The 25,483-nt window shown below is 36.3% G+C and carries 26 protein-coding genes; 8 read left to right on the top strand and 18 right to left on the bottom strand.

The genetic code is table 11. The annotated features are described in order from the left end of the window. Positions 1–10: 10 nt before the first annotated feature. From lacC to lacA, 3 genes are read right to left on the bottom strand one after another with little or no spacing between them, the layout of a single operon-like run. Positions 11–940 (bottom strand): tagatose-6-phosphate kinase, encoded by a 930-nt coding sequence (gene lacC / locus MUA88_RS03680; RefSeq protein ID WP_262605781.1) that lies wholly within the window; start codon positions 938–940, stop codon positions 11–13. 12 nt (positions 941–952) lie between these two features. Next, positions 953–1,468, bottom strand: a complete 516-nt coding sequence (lacB, locus tag MUA88_RS03675) for a galactose-6-phosphate isomerase subunit LacB (protein ID WP_262605780.1) — start codon at positions 1,466–1,468, stop codon at positions 953–955. Positions 1,469–1,495: 27 nt separating this feature from the next. Further along, the gene (gene lacA, locus MUA88_RS03670; RefSeq protein WP_262605779.1) at positions 1,496–1,924 is read right to left on the bottom strand and encodes a galactose-6-phosphate isomerase subunit LacA; all 429 of its coding nucleotides are present in this window, start codon (positions 1,922–1,924) and stop codon (positions 1,496–1,498) included. 425 nt (positions 1,925–2,349) lie between these two features. Between lacA and MUA88_RS03665 the strand changes: the two genes are divergently transcribed. From MUA88_RS03665 to MUA88_RS03655, 3 genes are all read left to right on the top strand, one after another. Continuing rightward, on the top strand, positions 2,350–2,841 hold the full coding sequence (locus tag MUA88_RS03665; RefSeq protein WP_262604779.1) for a PTS sugar transporter subunit IIA: 492 nt from the start codon (positions 2,350–2,352) through the stop codon (positions 2,839–2,841). A gap of 41 nt (positions 2,842–2,882) precedes the next feature. Continuing rightward, positions 2,883–3,185 carry a PTS sugar transporter subunit IIB gene (locus MUA88_RS03660; RefSeq protein ID WP_262604778.1) on the top strand — a complete coding sequence of 101 codons (303 nt, stop codon included), beginning with the start codon at positions 2,883–2,885 and terminating at the stop codon, positions 3,183–3,185. A 147-nt stretch (positions 3,186–3,332) separates the two neighbouring features. After that, positions 3,333–4,733 (top strand): PTS galactitol transporter subunit IIC, encoded by a 1,401-nt coding sequence (locus MUA88_RS03655; protein ID WP_262605778.1) that lies wholly within the window; start codon positions 3,333–3,335, stop codon positions 4,731–4,733. 145 nt (positions 4,734–4,878) lie between these two features. On the opposite strand, the gene MUA88_RS03650 is transcribed toward MUA88_RS03655, so the two are convergent. From MUA88_RS03650 to cyoE, 3 genes are all read right to left on the bottom strand, one after another. Continuing rightward, the gene (locus MUA88_RS03650; protein WP_262604776.1) at positions 4,879–5,634 is read right to left on the bottom strand and encodes a DeoR/GlpR family DNA-binding transcription regulator; all 756 of its coding nucleotides are present in this window, start codon (positions 5,632–5,634) and stop codon (positions 4,879–4,881) included. A gap of 199 nt (positions 5,635–5,833) precedes the next feature. Continuing rightward, a complete protein-coding gene (locus MUA88_RS03645; protein ID WP_262604775.1) occupies positions 5,834–6,295 on the bottom strand; it encodes a DUF420 domain-containing protein in 462 nt (153 codons plus the stop codon). A gap of 25 nt (positions 6,296–6,320) precedes the next feature. After that, positions 6,321–7,232, bottom strand: a complete 912-nt coding sequence (gene cyoE, locus MUA88_RS03640; protein WP_262604774.1) for a heme o synthase — start codon at positions 7,230–7,232, stop codon at positions 6,321–6,323. Positions 7,233–7,478: 246 nt separating this feature from the next. Here cyoE and MUA88_RS03635 point away from each other — a divergent pair, with 246 nt between their 5' ends. Then, positions 7,479–8,387, top strand: a complete 909-nt coding sequence (locus MUA88_RS03635; protein WP_262604773.1) for a COX15/CtaA family protein — start codon at positions 7,479–7,481, stop codon at positions 8,385–8,387. Positions 8,388–8,438: 51 nt separating this feature from the next. Here the strand turns inward: MUA88_RS03635 and MUA88_RS03630 are convergent, their stop codons facing one another. From MUA88_RS03630 to MUA88_RS03620, 3 genes are all read right to left on the bottom strand, one after another. Continuing rightward, entirely contained in the window at positions 8,439–11,891 is a 3,453-nt protein-coding gene (locus MUA88_RS03630; RefSeq protein ID WP_262604772.1) for a pyruvate carboxylase, read from the bottom strand. A 277-nt stretch (positions 11,892–12,168) separates the two neighbouring features. Next, entirely contained in the window at positions 12,169–13,386 is a 1,218-nt protein-coding gene (ftsW, locus tag MUA88_RS03625; RefSeq protein ID WP_262604771.1) for a cell division peptidoglycan polymerase FtsW, read from the bottom strand. 96 nt (positions 13,387–13,482) lie between these two features. Beyond that, a complete protein-coding gene (locus MUA88_RS03620; RefSeq protein ID WP_262604770.1) occupies positions 13,483–13,758 on the bottom strand; it encodes an Fpa/YlaN family protein in 276 nt (91 codons plus the stop codon). A gap of 136 nt (positions 13,759–13,894) precedes the next feature. Between MUA88_RS03620 and MUA88_RS03615 the strand changes: the two genes are divergently transcribed. Next, entirely contained in the window at positions 13,895–14,377 is a 483-nt protein-coding gene (locus MUA88_RS03615) for a hypothetical protein (RefSeq protein ID WP_262604769.1), read from the top strand. Positions 14,378–14,380: 3 nt separating this feature from the next. After that, on the top strand, positions 14,381–14,566 hold the full coding sequence (locus MUA88_RS03610; RefSeq protein WP_262604768.1) for a DUF2197 domain-containing protein: 186 nt from the start codon (positions 14,381–14,383) through the stop codon (positions 14,564–14,566). Between the two features lie 21 nt (positions 14,567–14,587). Here MUA88_RS03610 and MUA88_RS03605 read toward each other — a convergent pair whose 3' ends face one another. Next, the gene (locus tag MUA88_RS03605; RefSeq protein WP_262604767.1) at positions 14,588–15,715 is read right to left on the bottom strand and encodes an NADH-dependent flavin oxidoreductase; all 1,128 of its coding nucleotides are present in this window, start codon (positions 15,713–15,715) and stop codon (positions 14,588–14,590) included. 137 nt (positions 15,716–15,852) lie between these two features. Then, the gene (typA, locus tag MUA88_RS03600; RefSeq protein ID WP_262604766.1) at positions 15,853–17,700 is read right to left on the bottom strand and encodes a translational GTPase TypA; all 1,848 of its coding nucleotides are present in this window, start codon (positions 17,698–17,700) and stop codon (positions 15,853–15,855) included. A gap of 97 nt (positions 17,701–17,797) precedes the next feature. Between typA and MUA88_RS03595 the strand changes: the two genes are divergently transcribed. Next, the gene (locus MUA88_RS03595) at positions 17,798–17,983 is read left to right on the top strand and encodes a DUF5325 family protein (protein ID WP_262604765.1); all 186 of its coding nucleotides are present in this window, start codon (positions 17,798–17,800) and stop codon (positions 17,981–17,983) included. A gap of 76 nt (positions 17,984–18,059) precedes the next feature. Here the strand turns inward: MUA88_RS03595 and MUA88_RS03590 are convergent, their stop codons facing one another. Next, positions 18,060–18,875: an inositol monophosphatase family protein gene (locus MUA88_RS03590; RefSeq protein ID WP_262605777.1), complete on the bottom strand. Its 816-nt coding sequence runs from the start codon at positions 18,873–18,875 to the stop codon at positions 18,060–18,062. Positions 18,876–18,986: 111 nt separating this feature from the next. Here MUA88_RS03590 and MUA88_RS03585 point away from each other — a divergent pair, with 111 nt between their 5' ends. Continuing rightward, positions 18,987–19,598 carry a YktB family protein gene (locus MUA88_RS03585; RefSeq protein WP_262604763.1) on the top strand — a complete coding sequence of 204 codons (612 nt, stop codon included), beginning with the start codon at positions 18,987–18,989 and terminating at the stop codon, positions 19,596–19,598. A gap of 372 nt (positions 19,599–19,970) precedes the next feature. Here MUA88_RS03585 and MUA88_RS03580 read toward each other — a convergent pair whose 3' ends face one another. The 6 genes from MUA88_RS03580 to MUA88_RS03555 form a co-directional block, all read right to left on the bottom strand. Further along, positions 19,971–20,450: a DUF4064 domain-containing protein gene (locus MUA88_RS03580; protein WP_262604762.1), complete on the bottom strand. Its 480-nt coding sequence runs from the start codon at positions 20,448–20,450 to the stop codon at positions 19,971–19,973. Positions 20,451–20,581: 131 nt separating this feature from the next. Further along, complete coding sequence (gene auxB / locus MUA88_RS03575) at positions 20,582–21,619, bottom strand: lipoteichoic acid stability factor AuxB (protein ID WP_262604761.1); 1,038 nt, start codon at positions 21,617–21,619, stop codon at positions 20,582–20,584. Between the two features lie 94 nt (positions 21,620–21,713). Beyond that, a complete protein-coding gene (locus MUA88_RS03570; RefSeq protein WP_262604760.1) occupies positions 21,714–22,784 on the bottom strand; it encodes an ABC transporter substrate-binding protein in 1,071 nt (356 codons plus the stop codon). Continuing rightward, positions 22,781–23,593 carry an ABC transporter permease gene (locus tag MUA88_RS03565; RefSeq protein WP_262604759.1) on the bottom strand — a complete coding sequence of 271 codons (813 nt, stop codon included), beginning with the start codon at positions 23,591–23,593 and terminating at the stop codon, positions 22,781–22,783. Before MUA88_RS03565 ends, MUA88_RS03570 begins: the two co-directional genes overlap by 4 nt. After that, positions 23,590–24,396 (bottom strand): ABC transporter permease, encoded by an 807-nt coding sequence (locus tag MUA88_RS03560; RefSeq protein WP_262604758.1) that lies wholly within the window; start codon positions 24,394–24,396, stop codon positions 23,590–23,592. The genes MUA88_RS03565 and MUA88_RS03560 overlap by 4 nt, the downstream gene beginning before the upstream one ends. Then, positions 24,383–25,483, bottom strand: a complete 1,101-nt coding sequence (locus tag MUA88_RS03555; RefSeq protein WP_262605776.1) for an ABC transporter ATP-binding protein — start codon at positions 25,481–25,483, stop codon at positions 24,383–24,385. Before MUA88_RS03555 ends, MUA88_RS03560 begins: the two co-directional genes overlap by 14 nt.

Raw genomic sequence — 25,483 nt, 5'->3', positions numbered from 1 at the left:
CGACTCCTTTTTATACCTTTTCAACGATAATTTGGTCATATAATTTTTGATAATTCGTCATGTCTACGAATCCTGTTATCTCTTCTTGTGCATTTAACATCCCAAGAACATTGCCTTGCTTTAGGATATGTTCATCAGATTCATTTTTTTCTATTGCTGCAGCCATTCCAGCGACTGTCGCATCACCAGACCCCACTGGATTCACTACTTGAATTTTAGGAATTGTCACTCGATAATAAGTGTCTCCATGTTTCGCTAACGCGCCATCTGCACCAAGTGACACAACAATCCATGCCACGCCTTTGAACAGTGGATCAGCTAACGCTTCTTTTAGCTCATCAGTTTCAGCATGAATTGTACGACCCAACAGACCTGATAATTCAGTGTTATTTGGCTTAATCAAATATGGCTTAACATCATGTTTTAAAACCTTTTCTAAAGCTTCACCACTACAATCCAATACAACCGGCGTTTCCTGACAGACTGTTAACATTTGTTGATAAAAGTCTGTTGGCATTCCTTTAGGTAAACTACCTGAAATCGCAATTAAATCTGCTTGTTCAGCTAACTTTTTAAGATGCACAAGAAAAGATTGCGCCTCACTGTCTTTAATCAAGGGACCACTTTCTAAAATTTCCGTCTGCTGCCCATTTTCATGTAAAATTGCGATACAATTACGCGTTTCACCACTGATGGGTAAGAAATCGTGGTTAATTTGATGCGCTGCCAAATCTTTGGTGATCGCTTCACCTAACACACCACCCATTAATCCACTCGCTAGGACATCCGCACCAAATTGATGGAGTACTCTCGTCACATTCAGACCTTTACCACCCGCTGTTTTGCGTACATCCGTCACGCGATTCACCGTGTCGAGTTGGAGATTTTTAAGCGAGTATGCCATATCGATAGAAGGATTCATTGTAATCGTTAAAATCATCTTCTCACCTACTTAGTCGTGATATTCACCGCGCTCCCACTTCTCTATAAATTCATCAAAGAAGTGTGGATCATTTTGTTCATCACTCGCCGCTTCTACACGTGCAATTTTGGCAATTAGCTTTTTGTTTTCTTCAGTTTCTTGATATTCTGCTTTAATGAACGCCTCAATAATGTCACAGATTAAAAATTCACCTGTCACACACCCACCAAATCCAATAACATTCGCATTTAAAGCTTCTTTCGCATAAACAGCTGAAGTCATGTCGCGAACTAATGCACTGCGTACACCCGGCACTTTATTTACTGCATTATTAATACCGACACCAGTTCCACATATGCATACACCTAAATCTGCTTCACCACTTGTCACGGCTCCCCCCACTTTTTTACCGAAAATAGGATAGTGTGTACGTGTGAAGTCATATGTCCCAACGTCTAACACTTCATAACCTTTTGCTTTTAAGAAATCTGACACTGCCATTTTTGTATCTGTTACAATGTGGTCACAACCAATTGCAATTTTCATTTCATTCATCCTTTCTCAAATTGATTATTAAGCCATTTTATTCAACATATCGACACGAATTTGATGACGTCCGCCATCATAATTTGCCGCTAAAAATTCTTTAACAATGTTTAACGCAAGTTGCTCTCCAACAATTTCTGATCCAAGTGTGATTAAACGCGCATCATTATGCTCTCTAGTCATATAAGCAGAACGTTCATCAGACACTTCCGCCGCAATCATGCCCTTTACTTTTGTTGCTGTAATAAAGCTACCTACACCATATGTATCAATCGCAATTCCCAAACTATCTTTGTTTTCTTTTAAGTCATTTACAATTACTAAAGTTGATTCAACAAAGTCGACTGCTGCTGATTCGGTTTTATCTACAACTGTAAAATTTTGTGCTGTTAAATATTCTTTGATTGCATTCTTCAACTTCAATCCATCATGATCTGAACCAATTACTACACGCATTACCAACGCCTCCTGAATGTATTTGTTTAAATGAGAACATTTTTAAAATGTAGACTTGTCCTCCTATAGGTAGATATTTTTAAAAAGCAAAGTGATATTCGTTTTATTTTGTTCGTTTTACAAAAACAAACAATAATAAGTCGTATAAATCGCCATCAAAACATAATATTCTAAAATATATACCGTTAAATTTGGGATACTTTTCATAGTTAAAATGACTTGAATCATCAATAAATATCACTTTTATCACATTTCAAAATACCCAACCTTGTTACACACATATAATAAATCATAATCGAACATTTATCAACATATTATGTTTGATTACTTTTGTTTTTGTGTTGACAGTCACTATGTAAACGGTTAACCTAAAAGTGCAAACAAGAAAGCAAACACAATTAAACTTTAGAAAGGAGTTGTTCTGTTTGAATACCTTATTTTTTGAAGATACCGTGTATATTTCTGACAAAAAGTCACAAGCAGGAGTTTTTGAAGAAGTATATGAGGATTTGTTACAGAAAAATTTGGTCACTGAAGCTTTTTTACCAAATATTTTGGAGCGTGAAAAAAACTATCCGACTGGATTAGATCTTTCACCCGTTTCTCATGAGTTACCTAATATCGCAATCCCGCATACGGAAAGTACTTATGTGAAAACGTCACGTATTATTCCAATTAAGTTAAAACATCCCCTAACATTCCATAATATGATTGCACCTGATGCAACTTTGACAGTGACATTTTTGTTTATGATTTTAAATGAAAATGGAGAAGCACAAGCAGGGATGTTGGCACAGATTATGGATTTTATTAACTCAACAGATAAAGAGGCATTAAATACATTTTTTGATTCAGAGAATACGCAAACGATTTATCAATTTTTAGAAAAACACTTTACTATTGAAGATTCTGTATAAAAACAGATGACATCATAGTTTATTTAAGGAGAGGATTTATTATGATTAAAATTTTAGCTGCTTGTGGTGCGGGGGTAAATTCAAGTCACCAAATCAAAAGTGCATTGGAAACAGAATTAAAAAATCGTGGCTATCAAGTTGTTTGTGATGCGGTAATGATTAAGGATGTCAATGAAGAGATGTTATCTCGATATGATATTTTTGCACAGATTGCGAATACAGATCTTGGATTTGACGTGAATATTCCAGTAGTGGATGCAGGTGCAATTCTTTATCGTATTCCTGCTATGGCAGAACCGGTTTATCAACAAATGGAAGATGTCATTATGTCATTGGATAAATAACGAGATTGTGAGAGGCGTGCTTAGAATTTGAGCAGAATTAGAGCAATGAGTAAAATTGCTTTTTAATTTTATCGAATTGCGACATTCTGCCGAAAATTCTGCTCCTCGAACACTGACAAACGGGGTAGCGAAAGAAGGGATGTAAAAATGAATACAATTATTGATATTGCAAATAGTCTATTTAACCCACTTATTAACTTGGGAGCAGCACCATTAATGACCATTGTGCTGACGATCATTGCATTATTTTTTAAAGTTAAACCTGCCCGAGCACTTGAAGGTGGGATTAAGCTTGGGATTGCTTTAACAGGGATCGGTGCGATTATCGGTATTTTAACAACTGCATTTTCAGAAGCCATGACAGCATTTGTTGAAAGAACTGGGATTTCATTAAACATTACAGACGTTGGTTGGGCACCTTTGGCAACAATTACATGGGGATCACCTTATACATTATATTTCCTTTTAGTGATGGTAGTCTTAAACATAGCAATGCTCGCATTGAAAAAAACAGATACACTTGATGTTGATATTTTTAACATCTGGCACTTAGCCATTGTTGGGTTATTTGCGATTTTCTGTGGTGCAAACTTATTAACTGCGACATTATTAGTACTTTTTATTGGTGTATTAAAAATTTGGAATTCAGATTTAATGAAACCGACATTTAATGACTTATTAAATGTACCTGCAACAAACCCTATGACGACAACACATATGAACTTTATGATGAACCCAATCATTATGGTGTTCGATAAAATTTTTGACAAAGTATTCCCTTGGTTAGACAAATATGATTTTGATGCTGCAAAATTGAACAGCAAAATCGGTTTCTGGGGTTCAAAATTTGCAATCGGTATCTACTTAGGTGTATTTGTAGGCTTACTGGCTGGACAAACTCCTACTGAAATCTTCACACTAGCATTTACAGCGGCAGTCTGTTTAGAACTCTTCTCACTCATTGGTTCATGGTTTATCGCTGCTGTTGAACCTTTATCACAAGGGATCACTGACTTTGCGAACAAACGTCTTAAAGGCCGTGCCATTAATATCGGTTTAGACTGGCCTTTCATCGCTGGTCGCGCTGAAATTTGGGCAACTGCCAATGTATTAGCACCTATTATGTTACTAGAAGCAATCTTCTTACCAGGTAATAAACTATTACCTCTTGGTGGTATTATTGCCATGGGTGTGACACCAGCATTATTAGTTGTGACTCGTGGCAAATTGATTCGTATGATTGTTATCGGTGCCGTGGAATTACCACTTTTCTTATGGTCAGGCACATTGATTGCACCATTCGTTACGAAAACAGCCAAAGCAGTTGGTGCATTCCCTTCTGGTTTAAATGAATCTGTCATGATCTCTCACACAACAATGGAAGGACCAATCGAAAAATTCTTAGGCTATCTTGTTGGTCATATGACACAAGGTGAATTGACTTTCGTATTATATGCCGCACTCGCATTAGCAGCTTACCTACTTATTTTTGTATGGTACGCATATGAAATGAAAAAACGTAACGCTGAATACTCAAAAGCAGAATAACAATTATTAAGGTGAAACAGTCATTTCCATTGCTGTTTCACCTTTTCCAAAATTGAAGTATCATCATAAATTTAGGCTTTTGAGGACCAACAAATGGTGTCTCAAAAGCCTATTCAAAATAAAATTTTCAGTAACTCTAAAAATTTTATACAATATATTTTTCTTCTGTTTCCACTTTTTCATAATGCTTTTGTTCATCATCATCGATAATAACTGCTGTGATATCTTGAAGATGATAAAAAACAGAAAAGTCCTTCTTACCCACCTTTGAATGATCAATTAATAAATAACGTTCTACTGAGTTATCTAGTGCCAATTTCTGTGTTTGTCCTTCTTCAAATGTAGATGTCATAATTTTTTGTTCGCTCAAGGCGTTGCAACTTAAAAATGCCTTATGAAAATTCATATCCTCTAATGATTTGTTCGTAATCTCTCCAATAAAACATTGTGTTGTTTCTCGGAATTCCCCACCTAATAAATATATTTTATGGTTATCTTGGTGATTTTTTTGTAACTCCTGGAAGATAGGTAAACAATTCGTCACAATGCGTAAAGAGTTACCGCTAATCACTTTTGCAAGCATTTCTAATGTGGTGCCTGGTCCGAGAAAAATGGTGTCTCCATCATGAATGAGTTCATTCGCTTTTTCAACAATTCGTTGCTTTTCTTCCTTATACATAATTTGTTTTTCATCATGGGAAAGTTCAACTTGGCGATATAAATTTTTTAATCTCGCACCACCATGTACACGTTCCAACAGTCCTTGTTTTTCTAACTCATCTAAATCACGTCGCACTGTCATATCAGATACGGAAAGCTTTTCCATGATCTCGCTTACCTTAACCGTTCCACTTCTTTCTAATAGGGACATGATTGCATGGAATCGTTCTGTTTTTAACATGTTATCGCCTCTCTCTCTTGACACTAAACGTACAAATTCATAGCTTTAGCGTATCAAATTATGAATGATTATTCTACCAGCAGTCATCAAGATTTTACTTAATTTTTTATCTGTCATATTCTTAAATTTAAATCTTTCTTATTTCAAAAAAACTGACTGACATTTCTTATGAATGTCAGTCAGTTTTATAATCATCTTCTTAAAAACCAAATGTCGCTTTAATTAATGATGTTGTTTCTCCACCAGGATAGAGAACATATAGTAATAAATAGACAGCTACACCTGTAATGGCAGTGAAAAACCAAATGATAGATGCAACAGGTCCTGTTTTACGGTGTACGTCATACTTGTCTTTAAGACCTGTGAAGATCTGAATGATGCCAAATACAGCACCTATTGTTGCTAGTATAATATGGAATACCAAGAAAATTGTGTAGTAGATACGCATAGAATCTGGTCCACCAAAAGCGGTATTTCCAATAAAGATCGTACGACTTGCGTATATTGCAAAGAATAATACGGCGAATATTGCTGCCCACAGCATGACTTTTTTATGCTGCTCGATTTGACGTTTCCAAATGAGACGCCAACCAATTGCTACAAGCACTGCACTGATTACTATACATGTTGTACTAATGGTAGGTAAAATAGGTAAGCTCATCTTCTCATCCTCGCTTATTTGTCTTCTAAATCCATTTAATTAAAGATATCACTACGACAAGTGCAAAAAATACTACAAGATAGTTCAATGAATAAATAAACATTTTTGTTGCCCATTTAGATTCATCTGTTGTAGCTTTAAAACTTGTTAATCCTAACCCAATCCATCCTAGGTTAAGTATTGTCGCTAACACAATAAATGTCGTACCAAGTTCTTGCATCACAAATGGTAGTGGTAATAGCGCAAACAGCCATAAGAACATGCCGATACGCGTTCTATTAAAACCTTTTACGGATGGTAACATAGGAATATTTGCTAAGCTGTACTCATCACTGCGTTTGATTGCAAGTGCATAAAAGTGAATTGGTTGCCATGCAAATACGACAGCAAATAATGCTAAAGCCATCACACTTAATTGACCATCTATCGCTACCCAGCCAATGAGTGGTGGAACTGCACCTGGAAAACTACCTACAACGGTATTCCAAGTCGTATGTCGCTTAGACCATATTGAATAAAATGAAACATATCCAACAATACCAGCTAAACCAATGACGCCAGCTGGGACATTAATCATAAATAAGAGCAACTCACCTAAGATCATCATCCCCATACTTAATATGATAAGATTACGATCTGAAATACGGTCATTCACTGTCGGGCGATTTTGTTTACTTGGCATTAACTGATCTATATCTTGGTCATAATAGTTGTTAATGGCACACGCACCACCCATAACAAGTGTCGAACCTAGCATCATCACAATCAATTCTGGCATAGAAGATAAAAATGATTTATTTGTCATCACGATAGCAAGCCAACCACCTGCAAAAGCGGGAATCAGGTTTCCTTGTACAAGACCTAACTTAATGATTGCTTTAAGCTCTTTATATGAAATACGTCCAGTAGTTTCCGGAACTACTTCTGATTTCGACATTGATTTACCCCCCTTTTTTGTCATATATACCAATGATATATGAAAGTCCTATAATTGACTAGCTTTATTCCGAAATTTTTGTGACACTTTATCGACATTCGGTAATCATGACTAAATTAGTACAGATTATCAGAGTTCTTTTTGCTATAATATAGAAGAATTCCATAGAGGGCAGTTTACTATTTTCATACAGCAATGCGACCGACAGCTGCTCAGGAAAAATATTATATATCGAGGTGTTTAGCATTGTTTAAAAAGCGCAACCTTAAGTGGTTATCCGTTTTAGCAACACTCATGATGATGTGGGTGCAACTGGGTGGCGCACTCGTTACAAAAACAGGTTCTGAAGATGGTTGTGGATCAGACTGGCCATTATGTCACGGTGCCTTACTTCCTGAAAACTTACCTATTGAAACAATTATCGAATTGAGTCATAGAGCTGTTTCTGGTTTATCACTTTTAATTGTAACGTGGCTTGTCATCACTGCATGGAAAAATATTGGACATATCCGTGAAGTAAAACCTCTTTGTAAGATTAGTGTTGGTTTCCTATTAATTCAAGCCTTAGTAGGTGCTGCAGCTGTTATGTGGCAACAAAATGATTATGTATTAGCATTACATTTTGGTATCTCATTAATTAGTTTTGCATCTGTCTTTGTGCTCACGCTCATTATTTTCGATCTTGATCAAAAATACGAAGCAAATATTGTACACATCAAAAAGCCATTACAAATTTATACATTTATTATGACAGCTGTTGTGTACGTTACAATTTATACAGGTGCACTTGTTCGTCATACTGAATCAAGTCTTGCATATGGCGCTTGGCCTTTACCATTTGGTGATCTCGTACCACATGGTGTCCACGACTGGGTGCAACTCGCACACCGTATTATGGCAACACTTGCTTTTACAATTATTTTATTAACATATATTCACGCTGTTAAAAATTATTCAGATAACCGTACGATTCACTATGGTTATACTGCTAGCTTTATTTTGATTATTTTACAAGTCACAACAGGTGCTTTATCAATTATTACGGAAGTTAATCTGATTATCGCATTATTACATGCGTTGTTTATCACATTACTTTTCGGCCTGATCAGTTACTTCATCTTACTCATTCTAAGATCAAATCGTGGCGAACAATAATCATTCATAAAACGCTTGTCACCTCCGGGATGACAAGCGTTTTTCTTTTCTTTATGATTCCATTTTTTCTACTTCTATTAATAAATCTCCTGTTTCAATACCATCATTACTTTGTACATGAATCGCTTTCACTATTCCTTTAAATGGTGCTTGAACCGTTGTTTCCATCTTCATGGCTTCTGTCACAATAAGTGATTGTCCTGCTTCAACCGCTTCATTTTCTGATACTTTGACATCGATAACTGTACCAGGCATTTGCGCGCCAATATGTGTTGGATTACTCTTATCTGCTTTCGGTTTGGCCATATGCACAGCTTGAATATTCTCATCTTTAATTTGAATACGTCGTGCTTGTCCATTCATTTCAAAGAAGACTGTGCGCATACCGTTATCATCTGGTTGTGTGATTGTTTGCAACGTAATGACTAATACTTTCCCTTTATCTATTTCAATCTTAATCGTTTCATTATCGCGCATACCAAAGAAGAAAGTTGGCGTATCTAGAAGTGATACATCTCCGAAACGTTCGAATGTTTGGATATACTGTTCGTACACTTTTGGATACAATGCATAACTGACCACATCTTGTTCTGTTACTTCACGCTGTTGTTTTTCTTGCAGTTCTTCTTTTAATGCATCAAAATCAACAGGTGCTAAATATTCTCCTGGACGGTCTGTAAGGGCTGGTTGTCCTTTTAAAATAACTTCTTGTAACTGTTTGTTGAAACCATTTACTGGCTGACCTATTTCTCCCTTAAAGAAAGAAACCACTGAATCTGGGAAATCTAATTTATGGCCTTCAGATAGCACTTGTTCTTCATCCAACTCGTTCTGTACCATATACAATGCCATATCCCCAACTACCTTGGATGACGGTGTTACTTTAACGATATCCCCAAATAATAAGTTAACACGTCGATACATATCTTTGACTTCACCAAAACGTTCTCCTAATCCGAGACTTTTGGCTTGTTGACGTAAGTTTGAATATTGACCACCTGGCATCTCATGTTTATAGATTTCTGTGTGTGGTGATTTCATATCACTTTCAAAGTCTTCATAATATGGTCTGATTGCATCCCAATAGTGTGATAAACGTTCATGTCCTTCAATATCCATACGAATATCACGTGAGAAACCACTCATCGCATAGTATAGTGAGTTGCTACTTGGCTGACTTGTTAAACCTGACATCGCTGCAACGGCTGTATCAATGACATCCACTCCTGCATTAATCGCTTGGTTATACGTTAATATTCCATTACCACTAGTATCATGCGTGTGTAAATGGATTGGTAAGTCCACAGCTGCTTTCAATTCACCAATTAACTCATATGCCGCACGTGGTTTTAATAAGCCGGCCATATCTTTAATGGCTAACATATGGAAACCTTCACGTTCTAATGTTTTCGCTAAGTCAACATAGTATTCTAAAGTATAGACATTTGAACGTGTTGTATCTAAAATATCTCCAGTATAACAAATCGTTCCTTCAGAAATTTTTCCTGCTTGTTGCACCGCTTCATTGGCAACTTTCATTTGTTCTACCCAGTTAAGCGAGTCGAAAATTCTAAAGACGTCTACACCTGCTTTTGCACTTTCTGCTACGAACTTTTGAATCACATTATCTGGATAGTTTTTATAGCCTACTGCATTAGAAGCACGTAAAAGCATTTGGAATAACACATTTGGTATCACCTTTCTTAAGTGTGCGAGACGATCCCATGGATTTTCTTTTAAGAAGTTGTACGCCACATCAAATGTCGCACCACCCCATAATTCTAATGAGAAGTTATCCTGCATGACATGTGCTGTTTCAGGAGCGATTTGTAGTAAATCATGTGAACGTACTCGGGTTGCTAACAATGATTGGTGAGCATCTCGGAAAGTGGTATCTGTAATCAGCACTTCCTCTTGTGCTTTTACCCATTCTGCTACTGCATCCGGACCTTCTTCATCTAATAACTGTTTGGTACCACGCAACTGCGCAATCTCTTGTGTATTCACTTTAGGAATTTCTGCAGGTTCAAAATGTGGTTTTGGACGTTTTTCAACGCTTGGAAAACCATTGATTGTGACATTACCGATATATTCTAGTGTTTTCGTACCACGGTCTCTTGATGGTTGGATTACAAATAATTCAGGTGCTTGTTCAAGAAACTTCGTTGTATAGTCCCCAGATGCGAATTGTTCATGTTGAATCACATTATATAAAAATGGAATATTTGTTTTCACACCACGAATTCGCATTTCCTGAAGTGATCGTGCCATTTTTTCACGTGCTTCTTTATAACTAATCGCATGTGTTGAAATCTTTACAAGTAATGAGTCATAAAATGGTGATATTTCAGCACCTTGGAACGCATCTCCTGCATCCAGACGTACACCAAAACCACCACTTGAACGATATGCAACAATGCGCCCTGTATCAGGCATAAAGTCTTGCGTTGGGTCTTCTGTTGTAATACGACATTGAATCGCATATCCCATTGATTGAATGTCTGCTTGTTGTGGTAACGCGATACGTTCGCCATGTAATGCTTCACCATCTGCAATCAATAATTGTGTTTTAACAATATCTACACCTGTAATCATTTCTGTAATAGTGTGTTCTACTTGAATACGTGGGTTTACTTCAATGAAATAATATGAATCACCTGATACCAAAAATTCAACTGTTCCTGCATTGACATACTGAATTTGTGTCATAAGATCTACTGCTGCCTGACAAATTTCTTCACGCAGCGATTCAGATAAACTCACAGATGGTGCCACTTCAACTACCTTTTGATGACGACGTTGAACAGAACAATCACGCTCATATAAATGAATGATGTTGCCTGCTTTGTCCCCGATAATTTGAACTTCAATATGCTTTGGTTCATCAATAAATTTCTCTATGTAAACTTCACTACTACCGAATGACTTTTCTGCTTCAGATTTCGCACGTGTGAATGACTCTGATAATTCCGATGCATCTCGAACGATACGCATCCCTTTACCGCCACCACCACTTGTGGCTTTGATCATTAATGGATAACCTGCTGTTTCAGCAAATGCTTCTGCCTCTTCCAAATTTGCGACTGGGCCGTCTGTCCCTGGAATAACAGGTAAATTTGCTTTAATCGCTGTCGCACGTGCTTTCACCTTGTCACCAAACATATCAAGATGTTCAAGCTCAGGGCCTACAAAAATAATCCCTTCTTCTGCACAACGTTTTGCAAATTGCATATTTTCACTTAAGAAGCCATAACCTGGATGAATGGCATCCACATTTGCTTCTTTAGCGATTTGGATAATGCGTTCGATGTTTAAATAAGATTCAGCAGGTCCAAGGTCTTCGCCTAATAAATACGCTTCATCTGCTTTATAACGATGTAAAGCCCTCATATCTTCCTTAGAATAGATTGCTACTGTTTGAATACCGAGCTCTGTTGCGGCTCTAAAAATACGAATTGCAATTTCACCACGGTTTGCGACTAAAATCTTTTTGATACGTTGCATAGTATCAGCCCCCTATTTGATGTGTATGCCAAGTGTGCATGTTACGTTCATTAACTTGTTGATAAGGAATGATTATTCTAATGATAAGAATTAGTTATCTCTATTAATAATATTAAATAATCAACACCCTTATTTTAAAACGCCATTTCCTTATTGTCAAAATTTTATTATCTATTCTAACGGACTGTTTTATAGGCACATTTCTGAGGATATTTCACTAATCAAAAAAGATGCCACAAAGTACTCGTTACTTTGTGACACCCTTTTTGGTTTATATTTATCTTTGTTGTTTTTCATAATATCGTTGTCTGGCTTCTTCATATTTGATTTGTTTACCGATAAGTAACAATAGCCCCATCGCCAAGCTTAAACTCATCATAGAAGAACCGCCAAAACTAATGAATGGTAGTGGCACACCTGTTAACGGAATCAAACCTGATATGCCTCCTAAGTTAACAAATGCTTGAATACCAATATAGCTTGCAATTCCGACGCAGACAAGTTTATAAAAATATGAATTCGTTTTTGCAGCCATTGTCAGTGCACGATACACAATAGAATAAATAAGGATTAATATGATAAGCGCACCAATAAAGCCTAACTCTTCACAAATTACTGCGAAGATAAAGTCTGTATGCGGCTCAGGCAAGTACCCTAACTTCATGACACTATTACCTAGTCCTCGTCCAAAGAAGCCACCATTCCCAATAGCCAATAATGAGTTGGCCAAATGATAACCAATCCCTGATTCGTAATTGAATGGATTTTCTAATGCACTAAAACGTGCTGTTAAATAGGCAGGTAACACGTTTATACGGAAAATGATAATAATCACTAATACCGTGATGAGTCCTAAAACAGCATACATCATAATCTTAAGTAAATTTTTAATGCCAATTCCAGAGTAAACAATAATACAGAAGAAAATGGCACCAATTAACAATGTTTGTCCAATATCTTTTTGTAATAATACCAAGCTAATGATAAATCCTACAAAAATAATCGGCCCAGTAATGACGCGTGGTGTTCTTTGTATTTGGATTTTTTTTCGATCAATGATATACGGCACATAGAGAATAATACCGATCTTCAGTAACTCAGAAGCCTGTAAGTTCATAAACCCTAAGTTCAACCAACTCTTAGAACCATTGATTTCACTACCCAAAACAAGTGTTGCAAATAATAACAGCAATAGAACACCCATCATACCGAGTTGAACATTTCGATTTTTAATAATACGTACATCCATGATATACGCCATAAAGAAAACGATCGTAAATCCAACAATGACATATACCAACTGTCGCATGTAAAAATATGTACCTGAAACTGGTACCCCACCCGTTAATGTTCCACGCGTTGCAGGTACCATACTTGCACTGTATACCATCGTCAGTCCAATGAGACATAGCGCAAGATAAGTAAGTAATAATGGAAAATCGATATATTTAGAGGATCTCAAAATATATCGAAAAAATTGATTGATTCGGTTCATTGATTTATAACATCCAATTCGTTACATTTATTGCTGATAACATGACAATGGGACAATCGTCATTTAAGTTAAATGATAGTATTGTCCCAATCGGTGTTATACGCGTAAAAATGCTTCGTGTAATTTTGATAACTCTTTCTCAAGACGTAACATTAACGCCTTCCCATCTTCTTGATCAACTAAGCCAAGATTCACAGCAAAGTTAACTTCCTTCTGTAAACCATACATCTGTGTATCCAATACTTCTTCGTATAACGGACACTGTGGCATTGTTAAATTATCTATTTGAACTTTGATTAATTGTAAAATGCGTTCTGCATCTTGGTTCAATTGGTCATATGCAGCAGTTCTATAATCGTGTTGCTTGCTCATGACAGACTCCCCCTATTGATTTATCTTCATGTAAAAATTCTATCTCATCCCATAGTAAAAAGCAAGTAAATTCCAAAGCCCACACGTTTCATATATGTTAAAATAGAACTATTCAAAACAAGGGAGTGCATAATCTATGATTCAAATCAAAGGTGCTGTTAAATTTCCAATTACACTGGATAGTACAACTTGGATATTTGATGACCGTAAAGTAACAATTGAAGATTTAGAAAAAGGTGTTTTTGAAGGCGAAAAGCCAATTAAGTTTGAAGACAATCGTGAATGGAATAGAGCTATCCTTGAAGGTCAAACAAACCCACCAACACTTAACTCAGAAATCGAATATAAAAAGCGTGCTGTCTTAAAGGGGTCTTTTGCAATTAATATGACACCATTTTTCAAAAATGCAGAACCACATGATTCAGCTACAACTATTCGTTTATCAAATGCAACGGATCATATTGATATCCCATTTTCATTATTACCATACTTATTCTTCCAATTTGCTAAAGACGGCAAACGTCTATATGAAGATGACGGTGTAGATAGCTTCATTTACACACAAGATGAAGGTTACCAATATAAATTCCAACACGTTACACATATTGAGGTGTTATAGCAGATGCGAAAAGTCACTTGTGTCATCTGTGATACCGAAGTGCTCCTTGATGAAAGTACTTTGTTATCGAAACGTCTAAAAAACAATCCCATTCGCACATTTATGTGTGACGAATGTAAAAGTCGTTTAGACACACCAAGACAACGTCCTTCTCATGCGATGTCTAACGAAAAAAGTCATGATGCGTAAGTTTGCATCATGACTTTTTCTCTATCTATCATTTTTCTTAGGTGATGAATAATGTTCTGTTTTGAATGAGTTCCATAACTCATCTGGCAGTGAATGTTTATCTTCTCTTTCAGCATCAAAGTAGTCAATAATTTCATCTTCTCGACCTGCTGCAATTTTTTCTACAAGCTCAGGATCAAATAACAAGCCACGTCCGATCGCAATCAAAGGCGCACCTGTTTCTTGTGCAGCAAGAACATCTTCTCCATTAAAAATTGAGCCCACACCAATTAATGGCATACGACCATCAATCCAATCAAGTAACAGTGAGATACGTTTTTCGCCTGCATATTCACCTTCTCTTGTTAATGAATGAATGTCACCTAAAGAAACATGTAAGTAATCCAGTGGTTTTTCAATTAATGTATCTACTAAACATTTTGTACGTTCCATAGTGATACCTGGTGTCTCTGCTTCTTCTGGTAAGAAACGATATCCAACAATAAAGTTTTCAGGCCCTTCTTCTTCCGCAACACGTAACACTTCATCCACAACAGCTACTGGGAAACGTAATGGTTCTCCCCATATGTCATGTCGACGATTATAATACGGTGAGAAAAATTGATGAATTAAATAATGGTTTGCACCGTGAATTTCAACACCATCAAAGCCTGCTTTAATCGCAAGAGACGTGGCACGACCAAAGTCTTTGATGGCTTGTTGAATCTCTTCACCTGTCATTTCACGTGCACTGTGAGGTTCTTTTTCACCCCATCCATATGTTTCAATCTCACTTGGTCCCTTTACATCACCGTTCGGCACATATTGTGGTAATGATTTGACACCACCATGATGAATTTGAACGATTGCTTTAGCACCATTCTCTTTGATTGCCTCAGCCACACGGCGTAAGCCATCTAAATCGGCTTCTTTTGAAATAGAAGGTTGTCCAGGGAAAGCTTGACCTTCCACACTTGTATAACTTGCCGCTGTAATCGCAAGACCGAGTCCTTTTGTTCGTGACGACATATATGCCACTTCTCGATCAGAAACTGTACCGTCTTCGTTTGAAATCGTATGCGTTAACGGTGCCAGTACAAAACGATTGCTGATTGACTGACCATTCGGAAAAGTCAATGGTTGGAACATTGGTGCAAATTTTTCATTCATGCTAAACATCCTCCTAATTATCTATCTACAATATGAAATATAGTAAATGAGACTTACTTCTAAATCAAGTTTTTGAACTCAAACTCGATTGAAATAAGTCTCATGTATGTTAAAAATGATTCATTAGATGTTAAGGATTATGCGTTATCTTCCATCATTTGTTTGATACGTTTTGCTTCTTTTTCGCGTTGACCTTTGTTTAAAATTTTCTTTCTTAAACGAACATTTTCAGGTGTTACTTCGACAAGTTCATCATCATTAATAAATTCAAGTGCTTCTTCAAGTGACAAAATACGTGGTTTTTTCATTGTTTCAGTTTGATCTTTCGTTGCTGAACGAACGTTCGTTTGATGCTTAATTTTTGTGATGTTTACTGTTAAGTCATTTTCACGGTTGTTTTGTCCTACGATCATACCTTCATACACTTCTGTACCTGGTTCCATAAAATTGACACCACGATCTTCTAAACCTAAAATCGCATATTCACTCGCACTACCTTGGTCCATCGATACAAGCACACCGTTACGTCGACCACCAAGACGACCTTTAATACGTGGACGGAATTCATCAAATGTATGGTTGATAATACCATAACCACGAGTCATTGACATAAACTCAGTTGTATAACCGATTAAACCACGTGCAGGTACGTTAAAGATTAAACGTGTTAATCCATTATCTGTTGTAACCATATCAACCATTTCACCTTTACGTTGTCCAAGTGATTCAATGATTGCTCCCGCATATTCTTCTGGAACTTCTGCTTGAACACGTTCGAATGGTTCATGAAGTTCACCATCGATGTCTTTTAAGATAACTTGTGGTTTTGATACTTGTAATTCAAAACCTTCACGGCGCATGTTTTCAATTAAGATAGATAAGTGTAACTCACCACGACCTGCAACCGTCCATGCATCCGGTGAATCTGTTGGTGTTACTTTAAGAGATACATCTGTTTCCAATTGTGTATCTAAACGTTCTTGGATTTGACGTGCTGTTACGAACTGACCTTCGCGACCTGCGAATGGTGAGTTATTTACACGGAACGTCATTTCTAATGTTGGTTCATCGATACGTAGAACTGGTAATGCTTCTTGTTTGTCTTGAGGTGTAATTGTTTCACCTACGTTAATATCTTCCATACCTGAAACAGCGATAAGATCACCAGCGTAAGCTTCTTGAATTTCTTCGCGTTTTAAGCCAAAGAAACCAAAAATTTTCGTTACACGGAAGTTTTTAACAGATCCGTCTAATTTCAATAATGAAACACTGTCTCCTACTTTAATTGTTCCACGGAATACACGACCAATACCAATACGTCCAACGTAATCGTTATAGTCTAATAATGCTGGTTGGAATTGTAAAGGCTCATCACGGTTATCAATTGGTGCTGGTACGTAATCCATAATTGTTTCATATAAACATTGCATGTTTTCATCTTGTTTATCTGAATCAAGACTTGCTGTACCGTTCACTGCTGAAGCATAAACAACAGGGAATTCTAATTGTTCATCATTCGCATCTAACTCGATAAATAAATCTAATACTTCATCAACAACCCCTTCAGGACGTGCTGATGGTTTATCAATTTTATTGACAACAACAACCGGTTTTAAGTTTTGCTCTAACGCTTTTTTCAATACAAAACGTGTTTGCGGCATTGTACCTTCGTAAGCATCAACAACAAGAACAACCCCGTCTACCATTTTCATAATACGTTCTACTTCACCACCAAAGTCTGCGTGACCAGGTGTATCTAAAATATTAATTCGTGTCCCTTTATAATCGATCGCAGTATTTTTCGCTAAAATCGTAATACCACGTTCTCTTTCAATGTCATTTGAGTCCATTGCACGTTCTTCAACATGCTCGTTCTCACGGAAAATACCTGATTGTTTTAATAATTCATCGACCAATGTTGTTTTACCATGGTCAACGTGAGCAATAATCGCAATGTTGCGTACATCTTCTCTTCTACTTGTCATACTGTAATTCCTTTCATGAGTAAATTGCCACTTTCTTTTGTAACTTGTTTATTATATCATAGAAATGCACAGATGAAAGTATGAGGTGGGGTTAAGAATGCAAAAATCTAAAACTATTTTTCTAGTTTTGGCAATTATTGCCGTTTTCTTTTTAACAATGTTTAGTTTTGCTATTGCTGCCGGCAGCGTATTGTGGATGGTGATTACATTCGCATTGATGATGGTAACATTTGGTTATGGCTTTACATTGAAGAAAAAATATCGTGAGAATGACTGGTTATAACATCTTCAACGCACCACATAAATATTTGAGAGGGATATGACATGCTGAGCTTGTATCATATCCCTCTCTTTTATCTTTAACTGCGATAATTTGTATGCCATGGTGCTAAGAAATCATGATGTGGTTGCATATATTTTTTAAGAATGACATCATGGACACCTTTATTTCCAACAATCACAGAATCAGGGTTTGTAATCGTTAGTGGATCACCCATGAAATTCGTTACAACGCCACCTACTTCATGTAAGATAATCATCCCACCTGCAAAATCCCAAGGTTGTAATCTTGGTGTGATGTATGCAGCTAATTGACCTGTTGCGACATAAACAATTTCTAACGCTGCTGAACCATATGCACGCGCTGTTCTTGAATCACTAATAATAGGTGCTAACACTGGCGTAATCTTCTTAGCTGCTAACCAGTTTGGATTCATCCCAATAACACTTTGTGCTAATTGTGTATCTACAATCGGTTCTAATAAACGTTCATTTTTATATGCGCCAAATCCTGCTTTTGCATGATATAACGTATCAGCCATGACATCATACACAAACCCGGCATACGGCTCGCCATCTTTAAAAATTCCTACTGAAATCGCAAAATTTTCACTTTGATGAACAAAGTTTAATGTACCATCAATGGGATCAATCACCCATACAATCCCTTGTAAATCTGTCACATCATGACCGTGACCTTCTTCTCCAATAATTTGATGATTGGGATAAGTGGTTTTTATTTCATCTACTAAAAAAGTTTCTACTGCTTTATCCACATTTGTCACGAGGTCATTGGGATTTGACTTCGTTTCAATATCTATTGATTCATTCATCCATTTTCTCAAATGATTACCCGCTTCTAACACGAGCTGTTTCGCATAATCGTATAAATGCATATGCCTCACTCCTAATGATTCTATTATACATGAAAATGGTTGAATTTGAATGTGACACGTTTTGAGATATGCTACAATAAAGACATTCTAATATAATTTAGGAGGTTTCCTATGGGCCGTTATACATTTGATAAAGAAGATTTTAAAGTTTTTGAAGTCGATGGATTAGCTGAACGCATGTCAGCCCTTGATAAACACATTCGACCACAACTCCGTGCATTAGGAGACTATTTTGCGGAATATCTAGAAAGCGTCACTGGTGAGACTTTTTACCCACACGTGGCAAAACATGCACGACGTACTGTGAATCCTCCAAAAGATACATGGGTCGCAATTGCAACAAACGTACGCGGGTATAAAATGTTACCACATTTCCAAATTGGCTTATTTGAAGACCATCTCTTTGTGATGTATGGCATGATGCATGAAAATCCGAATAAAGCAAAAGATGTCGAAGCATTTGAAAGAAATTGGGAAACTTTAATCACACTTCCTTCTGACTTTCAAATCTCACTCGATCATACAAAACCTGATAAATCTAAAATCAGCCATTTATCAGAAGAGGATGTTGAAAAAGGGATTCAGCGTGCCAAGAATGTAAAGAAAGGCGAATTCTTTGTTGCACGTTCTCTCAAACCAGGTGCTCCCGAACTTGCAGATGATGAGCGATTCATTGCTTTTCTAGAAGAAACATTTGATTATTTACTTAAATTTTACCGATAATTAATGTAACGAGGTTGCGAGAGAAGCGTTTAGAATTTGAGCAGAATTCGAGCGATGAGTAAAATCGCTTTTTGATTTTATCGAATCGCGAAAATCTGTCGAAAATTCTGCTTCTCGAACACTGATACAACGAGGTTGTGAGAGAAGCGTTTAGAACTCGAACAGAACTCGAACAGCGATCAAAATTGATTCCCAAATTTTGTAGAGCTATGTTTAGTGCTCTCAGTTCTGTCGAAAGTTCTACTTCATGGACACTGACACCCCCATTTCCAAGTAAATAAATTGATTATATTTTATCTCTATTTAATCCAAAAAAGTGAGACAGCCATAATTGCTGCCTCACTTTTTTTCAGTCTGAACTTTAATAAATTCTTAATTAGATACCACATAATGTGGATTTTTTGGTTTACGCACGAATAACATAATCGCTGCTACTAACCATAAAAGTGCTGCAATAAAGCTACCACTTAAGATGACGCTTAATACAGCTGCTAGAATTAATAAAATACCTGCTAATACTGCTTTTTTGAATAAGAAGACAGCAATTAAAGCTAAGATGAATGGAATCACTGTCATAACTACTGCCAAGATGATATATGTTGTAGGATTAATACTATTTAATATATCTGGATCTTGACCTTGTTCCATTAATGCTTGTCTTACTTCTGGATTTTCCGATTGTAGTTTAGGTACCATAGCTGCTGCACCTGTTAAAATAAGTGCCCAGATAAGGTGTAACACAAGCCCAATCCAAGTTAATACCTTTTCAATTTTTCTATTGAATGGTTTGTTTGGTTCCATTTGTGGTGATATTGGTTCTTGATATGACTGATATGAATAATTATCTGACATCATTTTTCCTCCTTTAGAATGTTGTTTAATTTAAATTTAAACATAATTTATCACTTTTTTCTATTTTACCCATAAAAAACAAGCTAGAAACATATTGTATATCATAACAACTGTTTCTAGCTTGTTTTATTTTATTTTTCTTCTTTTTTTACATCTTCTGGTGTATCTTGTGTATGACTTCTCTCTTGATTCATCTTCATGCGATCTTCATAATTTTGACGACGCTGAGATGATGCACTTGGTCTATTTTGACGCTGTTCTTTCTCATAAACTTTTTTAGCTTTACGAGCAGCTTTTCGTTCTGCTTTTAATTGTGCCTTTTCTTCCTTCTTCTGTTGTTTTAATGTTTCTTTTGACAACGGCACTGTATCTTCTTGTGTATGATACGTATAGGCATAATTATCTTCCGAGTTTACATCATCATTGTGTGAAGAGGTATCTGTATAATCTGTTTCGGTATCTTTTACTAAAGTATCATCTAAATGATTCTCTTCTTCTGTTATATGACTCTCAGTTTCTGTCGCATCAGATTGTTTATGATGGTACTTTGCTGAACGTGACATAAATGCTGTGTCAGATGGTTGTTCTGTCAACTCGTCTTCTGATTTCTTCTGTACTGTTGATTCTTGTGGTTGTGCCACTTCTCGTTGTGCCTCATATTGTGGTTCGTGAACTGGTCTAGATTGTTCAAATTGAAATGCATCATATACTGGAACAGATTCCAGGCGATCTTTACGACCAAACATCATTAAAGCCACAATAAAGAAAAAGATAGGGACTAATATGAAAATCAATGGCAATGTAATTAAAGCCACTATTAAAAATAAAATACCTGAAAGAATACGATGATTCATTGAAATCAATGCTAAAAATGAAATTAACAAGCATACGATTAAATATACAATAAATGCCCAAACACCATTTTGTAGTTGAATCACTAATTCTGTTACTGTTAAATTATAGTTCGTCAGTATGTTCTGTACTGTCGGGTTATTCGCAAGTTCTATTTCTAAATTTTGTATAGAATTTTCATTACTAAATAAGACAAGTCCAAAGAACATCGCGATGACTGTTGTCCCTAATATTAATAACCAACTCAACCAGCCCATGATCTTTTCAGCTAGTCGATTTACAGGTCGTCTAATTTGTGTATATACTTCGCCTGTCATATCGTCACTCCTTGTTATTTCCTTATATTATATTGAGTCGATACACTTTTCACAATGCATGAACGATCATTATTTTATATATAAACTTATTATGTCACAGTCCCATCTTGAAGTTCAAGAATCGCTCATTGTATTCACTTAATACATCTGTTCCAAGATCTTTATATACTTCTAAACGTTTCTGTGTTTCTTCAGTGGGATATACGCGTGTATCATTCTTAATTTCATCTGGTAACATTTCTCTTGCTGTTTTATTTGGCGTCCCATATGCGACCCACTCGGTGTTTTGACGGTTTACTTTAGGGTCTAATAAAAAGTTCATAAATTTATGAGCACCTTCAACATTTTGAGCTGTTTTTGGAATGACCATATTATCAAACCATAAGTTAGAGCCGTCTTTTGGAACAACATAATCAAATCTGTCATCCTCTTGGAATAACGGTGCTGCAGAGCCACTCCAAATAACAGCGACACTCGCCTCATGTTGTTCAAACATCATGGTTACTTCATCTCCAACAACACCTCGAATATTAGGTGCAAATGTTTTAAGATGCGCTTCTGCTTCACTTAAGTGATGTGTGTCTGTATCATTCAAACTATACCCAAGACTGTTTAATCCAAACCCTATCACTTCACGGGCACCATCCACTAAAATGACATCATTTGCCAATCTAGGATCTTTCAAATCAGTCCAATGTTCAAACGTCATATCAGGATATTTTTCACGATCATATAAAATACCGACCGTACCAAAAAAGTATGGTAAAGAATAGACATTATTTTTATCAAATGGTTGATCCATATAATAGGAATCTAAATGTTTCATATTTGGGATTTTTTGATGATCTAATGGGATGAGTAATTGAGATTTTTTCATTTTCTCAATTGTATAATCGCTTGGAAAAGCAACATCATAGTGCGTTCCACCATTTCTAATCTTTGCTTCCATCGCTTCATTTGAATCAAATGTTTCATAGATGACTTTAATGCCTGTTTCTTTTTCAAACTGATGAATCAATTCAGGATCGATGTACTCTCCCCAGTTATAGACATACAATTCTTGTTGTTCTTTATTCACACTGTCGTGACTAATCCAATAACCAATACCAAGACTAATGATACCTAGTATGAGTGCACCGCCTATCAATTGTACAAATTGCTTCATTGTGCCACTCCTCGTCTTTTAAGTTGATTTTTACGCTGTTGTCTTTGCAGCAGTTGATAACCTAATAAACCAATCATGATGACAGCAAATAACAATGTAGAAATGGCATTAATTTCCATACTCACACCACGTCGTGCCATAGAATAAACTTCTACAGATAATACACTAAAGCCATTCCCTGTTACGAAAAAGCTCACTGTAAAATCATCAAGTGAGTATGTCAATGCCATAAAAAATCCACCGATAATCCCAGGCATTAATTGCGGTATTAAAATTTTTGTCAGCAACTGCCATTCTGTTGCACCTAAATCTCTACCCGCGTTAATAATGGAATGATTCATTTCATAGAGTTTTGGTAATATGACAATCACCACAATTGGAATACAAAAGGCAATGTGTGATACGAGCACAGATGTAAATCCTAAGCTAAAACCTGTGTAGTGACCAATGGCTGTAAACATAATTAAAAATGAAGCACCGATCACAACATCTGATGAAACCATTAATACATTATTTAATGTAAGTAATGATACTTTAAGCATTTGTTGTCTGATTTGGTATAAGACCAGTGCACCAAAAAGTCCAATTACTGTTGAAACAGCAGCGGCAATCAGTGCAATCGCAATCGTATTAAACACAACTTGCAGTAGTCGCTTATTTTCAAATAATGCTTGATAATGTTCGAGTGTGAACTTCTCAAAATGTACCATATTCCCAGCACTATTAAACGAATACAACATCAAAAAGAAAATCGGTAAATACAGTATGACAAGGAGGAAGAATAAATAAGCTTTACCATACCATTTCATCGTGACATACCTCCTTGATTTTTACTGCGTGTGAAAATAAGTGTAATCATCATAAATAACACGAGGAATAAAGCAATCGTTGCACCCATACCAAAGTTCTGAATCACTAAAAATTGTTCTTCAATCGCTGTACCGATATTGATGACCTTATTTCCTGCAATCAAACGTGTAATCATGAATAATGAAAGTGCCGGAATAAACGTTACCTGTATTCCAGTCTTAACCCCTTCAATTGTTAGTGGGAATAATACTTTTCGAACAATTGTGAGTGGACTTGCACCTAAGTCTTGTGCCGCATAAAACAATTGATCCGGAATATCTTTCATACTATTGTAAATTGGTAATAGCATAAATGGTAAATAGATATATGCCGCAACGATTACAAAAGCAGGTGCAGTAAATAAAATGGTTTGTGATGGAATATGCAACAATCTTAAAAACTGATTGATAAGTCCATCATGACTGAAAATACCAATAAATGCATATGTCTTAAGTAGTAGATTCATCCATGTTGGGATAATCATCACTAATAACCAACTTGCTGCATGCTTAGATTGGCGGATGAAATACGCTGCTGGATAACTAAACAACAAGCAAACAATTGTAATAATACCAGCATACATCACTGACTCTAATAACATCCGCATATATCGCCACGTTAAAAACTGTTCATAGTTTGTCAGTGAAAAATGACCTTCCAAATCAACAAATGAAAAATAAACAAGTAATGCAACTGGTATAATGATAAATCCAATCATCCACAGCCAATATGGAATGGCTAACCATCGATTAAGATGTTTCATCGTTACCATCTCCATATCCTTCAATACGTGCATCAAATTCTTCCTCTGTTTCGCCAGGTACCATTATATGAATTGCTTCTGGTTCAAAATCAAGTCCTACACGTGATCCAATATCAGCATTTTTTGTAGATTGTATTGTCCACTCATAACCTTTGCGATCTTCACAAATAATTTCATAATGTACACCGCGGAAAAGTGTTGATAAAACCGTTGCTTGAAACAACCCCTGTTCTTCGGGAACGAGTGAAATATCTTCTGGTCGAATTACCACTTCTACAGGTGTATTCGGTGCAATATCTTGGTCCACACAATCAAAATCTTGCCCATATATATTCACGACAAAGTCCTCAATCATCGTACCATCCACAATATTAGATTCACCGATAAAATCAGCAACATAACGGTTAACTGGTTCATCATAGATATCAATAGGCGTCCCGAATTGTTCTACCTTTCCACTACGCATGACAAAAATATAATCACTGAGTGCCAGCGCTTCTTCTTGATCATGCGTTACAAAGATAAAAGTAATGCCTAAACGTGATTGAATCTCCCTTAATTCGTATTGCATCTCTGTACGTAACTTAAGGTCTAACGCAGACAATGATTCATCCAATAATAAAATTTCTGGCTCATTTACAATGGCACGTGCAATCGCAATTCGCTGCTTTTGTCCCCCACTCAATGCTTGAATAGGACTATGGATATATGATTCTAATTTCACAAGTTTTAATGCTTCTTTAACTTTCTCATCAATCGCTTTTTTATTAAGCTTTTTCAGCTTCAACCCAAAAGCCACATTGTCATAAACATTTAAGTGTGGAAACAATGCATAATCTTGAAACACTGTATTCACTTGACGCTTATTCGCAGGCAGATCATTAATTGTTTTTCCACGATAGACAATATTCCCCGCATCTGGTGACTCAAAACCAGCAATCAGCTTCAGCATTGTCGTTTTACCACAACCTGAGGAACCTAGAATAGTATAAAAATATCCAGACTCAATCTCTATATCAATACCGTCTAAAATCACTGATCCATCATACATTTTGGTAACCTGATCAAATGTTAATAAAGGTGCCAT

Origin of the sequence: Staphylococcus sp. IVB6240, assembly GCF_025558425.1 — a bacterium.
Taxonomy (GTDB): Bacteria; Bacillota; Bacilli; order Staphylococcales; family Staphylococcaceae; genus Staphylococcus.
This window is presented reverse-complemented; position numbering and strand designations above follow the sequence as displayed.